Source organism: Nocardia carnea (assembly GCF_029869215.1).
In the GTDB taxonomy this organism is placed as follows: domain Bacteria; phylum Actinomycetota; class Actinomycetes; order Mycobacteriales; family Mycobacteriaceae; genus Nocardia; species Nocardia carnea_B.
Genome location: NZ_JARWPM010000106.1, coordinates 1 through 5,338, shown reverse-complemented (window position 1 = coordinate 5,338; position 5,338 = coordinate 1). Strand labels below are relative to the sequence as shown.

Genomic DNA, 5,338 nt, shown 5'->3' with positions numbered 1-5,338 from the left:
GCCCCACCACACCCCCCCCCCCCCCCCCCCCCCCCCCCCCCCCCCCCCCCCCCCCCCCCCGCCCCCGCTCGGATCCACCCCGGTCGTACGCGGAAACTGCGGGCGGGGTCGTTCGGCATCCCGCCACCCGGCGGCCCGGGGCACGCGCCGTCGGGTTTCAGGGCGCGCACCGCGCCGCAGCACCGGCCGCCCGGGGTCGACGACACCGAGCAGTCCGGGGGACTACGAACCCTGGCCGTCTACGCCGGCGGCCGCCGGCTCGCGCAGGCTCTTGCCCACGATCAGGCCGTCGCCGTCCGGGCTCACACCCACCGCGACCGTATCGCCGTCGGTGATCTTGCCCGCCAGCAATTCCTTGGCGAGAGTGTCGCCGATCGACTGCTGGATCACCCGGCGCAGCGGACGCGCCCCGTACACCGGGTCGTAGCCGCGCACCGCCAGCCAGAACCGCGCCGAATCACTCACGTCGAGGATGAGCCGCCGCTGCGCGAGCCGCCGCTGCAATTGGTCGAGCTGGATATCGACGACATGGGCGAGCTGGTCCTCGTCCAGCGAGCTGAACATGACCACATCGTCGAGACGGTTCAGGAACTCCGGTTTGAACGCCGAGCGCACCGCGTTCATCACGAATTCCTTGTCGCCACCGGCGCCGAGGTTCGAGGTGAGGATGAGGATGGTGTTGCGGAAGTCCACCGTCCGGCCCTGACCGTCGGTGAGCCGGCCCTCGTCGAGCACCGCCAGCAGGATATCGAAAACATCCGGGTGTGCCTTCTCGATCTCGTCGAACAGCACCACCGTGTAGGGCCGCCGGCGCACCGCCTCGGTGAGCTGACCGCCCTGGTCGTAGCCGACGTAGCCGGGCGGGGCGCCCACCAGCCGCGCCACCGAATGCTTCTCGCTGTACTCGCTCATATCGATGCGGACCATCGCGCGTTCGTCGTCGAACAGGAAGTCGGCGAGCGCCTTGGCCAGCTCGGTCTTACCGACACCGGTGGGCCCGACGAACATGAACGAGCCGGTGGGCCGGTTCGGGTCCGCGACCCCGGCGCGCGCCCGCCGCACCGCGTCCGAGACCGCCTGTACGGCCTCTTCCTGCCCGACCACCCGGCGCCCGAGTTCGGACTCCATCCGCAGCAGTTTCTCGGTTTCGCCCTCGAGCAGCCGGCCGACGGGGATACCGGTCCACGCCGAGATCACCTCGGCGATATCGTCCGGCCCGACCTCCTCCTTCAGCATCACCTCGCCGTCGGCGGCCGCACCGGAGGCCGCCTCGGCCTCGGCGAGCTCCTTCTCCAGCGCCGGGATCCGCCCGTACCGCAGTTCGGCCGCCTTCCCGAGATCACCATCGCGTTCGGCGCGCTCGGATTCGCCGCGCAGGCCTTCGAGCTGCTCCTTGAGCACCCGCACCTGGTCGATCGCGGTTTTCTCGTTCTGCCAGCGGGTGGTGAGCTGGTTGAGCTTCTCCCGGCCGTCGGCCAGTTCGGCGCGCAGTTTCTCCAGCCGCTGTTTGGACGCCTCGTCGGTTTCCTTCGCCAGGGCGACCTCCTCGATCTCCAGCCGGCGCACGGCGCGTTCCACCTCGTCGATCTCCACCGGCCGGGAGTCGATCTCCATCCGCAGCCGGGACGCGGATTCGTCGACGAGGTCGATCGCCTTGTCCGGCAGGAACCGGGAGGTGATGTAGCGGTCGGAGAGGGTCGCGGCCGCCACCAGCGCGGAATCGGTGATCCGCACGCCGTGGTGCACCTCGTAGCGTTCCTTGATCCCGCGCAGGATGCCCACGGTGTCCTCCACCGAGGGTTCCCCGACAAGTACCTGCTGGAAGCGGCGTTCCAGGGCCGCGTCCTTCTCGATGTGCTTGCGGTACTCCTCGAGCGTGGTCGCGCCGACGAGCCGCAGTTCGCCGCGCGCCAGCATCGGCTTGATCATATTTCCGGCGTCCATCGCCGATTCGCCGGTCGCGCCGGCGCCGACGATGGTGTGCAGTTCGTCGATGAAGGTGATGATCTGCCCCGCACTGGATTTGATCTCTTCGAGCACGGCCTTGAGCCGTTCCTCGAACTCACCGCGGTACTTGGCGCCCGCGACCATCGCGCCCAGGTCGAGCGAGATCACGGTCTTGCCGCGCAGCGATTCGGGCACATCGCCCGCGACGATGCGCTGGGCCAGTCCTTCGACGATCGCGGTCTTACCGACACCGGGTTCGCCGATGAGCACCGGATTGTTCTTGGTGCGCCGCGACAGCACCTGTACCACCCGGCGGATCTCGGTATCACGACCGATCACCGGGTCGAGTTTCCCGCCACGTGCCGCCGCGGTGAGGTCGGTGGAGTATTTCTCCAGCGCCTGATAGCTGCCCTCGGGGTCCGGACTGCTCACCCGCGCGTTTCCGCGCACGGCGGTGAACGCCTCCCGCAGCGCGGCCGCGGTGGCGCCGTACTTCTCCAGCAGCATGGTGACATCGGTATCGCCGGTCGCCAGCCCGACCATCACATGCTCGGTGGAGACGTATTCGTCGCCGAGTTCGGTGGCCAGATGCTGCGCCGCGGTGATGGCGGCGAGGGCCTCGCGGCCGAGCTGCGGTGTGGTGGTGGCGCCGGTGGCCCGGGGCAGCCGGTCGACGATGTCCTGCGCCTCGCGGCGCACCGTCGCGGGATCGGTGCCCACCGCTTTCAGCAGCGGCCCGGCGATCCCGTCGGTCTGGTCCAGTAGCGCCACCAGCAGATGGGCCGGGCGGATCTCCGGATTACCGGCCGCCGAGGCCGCCTGTAAGGCCGCGGTGAGCGCGGCCTGGGTCTTGGTGGTGGGGTTGAACGAGTCCACGAAGCACCTTCCTGCTAGTCATCTCTTTTCCGGCAACCGCGCCCGATCCCCGGGACTCGTGCCGCTCTGCCCGATTCAACGTCGGAAAGGTTGAGTCTGTTCCGCTCAAGTTTACAAATTTTCGCCGCGTGTCTCGCACCGGTGGTTGCCGGAAAGGTGCTGGCTCCCGGCTCATACCGGTGCGGCCATACCCGAGAACAAGATCGATAAAACCCGCTATCCGTATTTCACACACGCCATCCTCACAATTTTCGGGGATACTGGTCGGATGAAGGACGGCCGGTAACGGCAATGTCCATTCGCCTCGGACATCAGGGAAAGGAAGCTCCACGCCGTGGATGCGCGTTCGGCAGCGCTGGTCCGCGCCAATTTTCAGTCGGTGCTGGATACACCGCATGGAATCGAGCGGTTGATCAGTGCTTTTTACGGTCACCTGTTCGGCGTGAATCCCCGGCTGCGGGAGCTGTTCCCCCCGGCCATGGATATGCAGCCGAAACGGCTGGCCACCGCGATCCAGTACATGCTCGATCACCTCGAGGACTGGGACCGCGCGCAGAAGTTTCTCGAACAACTGGCGCGCGACCATCGCAAATACGGGGTCGAGGCGGCGCACTACGATCAGGCCGGGCCCGCGCTGTACGCGGCTTTCCAGAGCTACAACGGCCCGAACTGGACCAGAGAACTCGCCGAAGGATGGCGCGATGTCTGCCTGCTCATCTCCGCCGCCATGGCGATAGGCGCCAATTCCGACGATTCCCCGCCCTATTGGGAGGCCACCGTTGTCGGGCACCGGCACGTCCTCGACGACCTCGCCATCGTCCGTTTGCAGTCCGATGACCCGATCCCCTATCTCGCCGGCCAGTACGTCCCGGTCTCGGTCCCGCAGCGGCCCCGGATGTGGCGCTACCTCTCGCCCGCGATCCCGTCGAACCCCTACGGCGAGATCGAATTCCATGTGCGCAAGGTGCGCGGCGGCTGGGTGAGCCCGTCCATCGTCAACGAGACCAAGGTCGGCGACCGCTGGCTCATCGGCGGGCCGCTCGGCGGGTTGCAGGTCGATCCGGACAGCGGCCGCGATGTCCTGATGATCGGTTCGGGCACCGGTGTCGCGCCACTGCGCGCGCAGCTGATCGAAATGGGCCGGCGCGGGATCAACCCCCGGGTGCATTTCTTCATCGGCGGCGTCTACCCGTGCGACCTCTACGACGTGGACAACATGTGGCAGCTCTCGCAGAGCAACCCGTGGCTCACCATCGTCCCGGTCTGCGAACACAAGACCAACCCGTGGTGGTATCCGCATCCCACCGAGGACGCGCCCTACGGGATGCACCGGCGCCTGGTCGGCAACCTCGGTGCCGTGGTGGCGAGTTTCGGTGCGTGGGAGGATCGGCAGATCCAGATCGCCGGATCGGCGAAGATGATCGCGGATACCCGGCGCGCGCTGCTCGCGGTGGGCACTCCCGAGGAGATCATCAGTACCGACCCGGTCTGATACTCCGCCGACGCCCGCGACCTCCGCCGACCGCATGAACCGCCCCGAAGGAGTACCTGCCAGTGTCCAGTGACCCTCGGCGCCAACAGGACCGTTCCGCCCAGCCGGCGCACTGGTTCGCGGACGTGGTCGAGCACCACCGGTTACGCCACGATCTGGCCGTGGTCCGGTTGATCGGCGAGTACGTCCCGTTCACCGCGGGCCAATCCGTGGAGGTCGAGGTCCCGCAGTTCCCCGGTATGCGCCGCCGGTTCTCCCCGGCGCTGCCACCCTCGCTGGACGGCAAACTCGAATTCCATATCCGCACTGTGGCCGGCGGCTGGTGCAGCGGCGGGATCGTCGCCGACACCCGGCCCGGCGATCGCTGGAAACTCGCCGCACCGCAAGGGATGTTCAGCGTGGACCCCGACGGTGACGAGGTGGTGATGATCGCCGGTGGTACCGGTCTGGCACCGCTGCGGTCGCAGATCCTGGAACTCGCCCGGCACCAGTACCCGCCGACGACCTACCTGTTCTTCGGCGGTGTCTCCCCCCGCGACCTGTACGCCGCGGACATGCTGGTGCTCCTGGCGGCCGACCTGCCGTGGCTCACCGTGGTGCCGGTCGTGGAACGCCTGGAGGACCCGCACTGGCCCGATCAGTGGTACGACCGGCACCGAGTGGATATCGGCTTCGACGAGGACGACCTGATCCAGGGCACCCTCGCCGAAGTCGTCGGCTCCTACGGAAAATTCGACCGCCACCAGGTCCTGGTATGCGGCTCCCCGGCAATGACCCGCTCCACCGTCGAACGCCTGCTCGACACCGGCACCCCACCCGAGCGAATCCAGTTCGAAGGCGCCTGAGCAACGCGATCACGGCACCGCCGAGTCTTACGAGGCCCTTGGAGGTTTTGGCCCGTCCCTGCTGTCCGTGCTCGATGCGATGCGACGATCCTGCGCCTTCGCTCCGGCGTCCGCCGGGCGAAGCCGCGAGTGTCGAGTGCGGACAGCAGGGACGGGCCAAAACCCGCGGCGCCGCCGG

3 protein-coding genes are annotated in these 5,338 nt (G+C 68.0%); 2 read left to right on the top strand and 1 reads right to left on the bottom strand.

Annotated features, from left to right (window positions below; translation table 11 throughout):
* Positions 1-222: 222 nt before the first annotated feature.
* On the bottom strand, positions 223-2,823 hold the full coding sequence (gene clpB, locus QH276_RS06120; RefSeq protein WP_280401089.1) for an ATP-dependent chaperone ClpB: 2,601 nt from the start codon (positions 2,821-2,823) through the stop codon (positions 223-225).
* A gap of 334 nt (positions 2,824-3,157) precedes the next feature.
* On the opposite strand from clpB, the gene QH276_RS06115 reads away from it, so the two are divergent.
* Both QH276_RS06115 and QH276_RS06110 read left to right on the top strand, forming a co-directional pair.
* Positions 3,158-4,315: an FAD-binding oxidoreductase gene (locus tag QH276_RS06115; protein ID WP_280401088.1), complete on the top strand. Its 1,158-nt coding sequence runs from the start codon at positions 3,158-3,160 to the stop codon at positions 4,313-4,315.
* A 62-nt stretch (positions 4,316-4,377) separates the two neighbouring features.
* Positions 4,378-5,160: an FAD-binding oxidoreductase gene (locus tag QH276_RS06110; protein WP_280401087.1), complete on the top strand. Its 783-nt coding sequence runs from the start codon at positions 4,378-4,380 to the stop codon at positions 5,158-5,160.
* Positions 5,161-5,338: the final 178 nt, after the last annotated feature.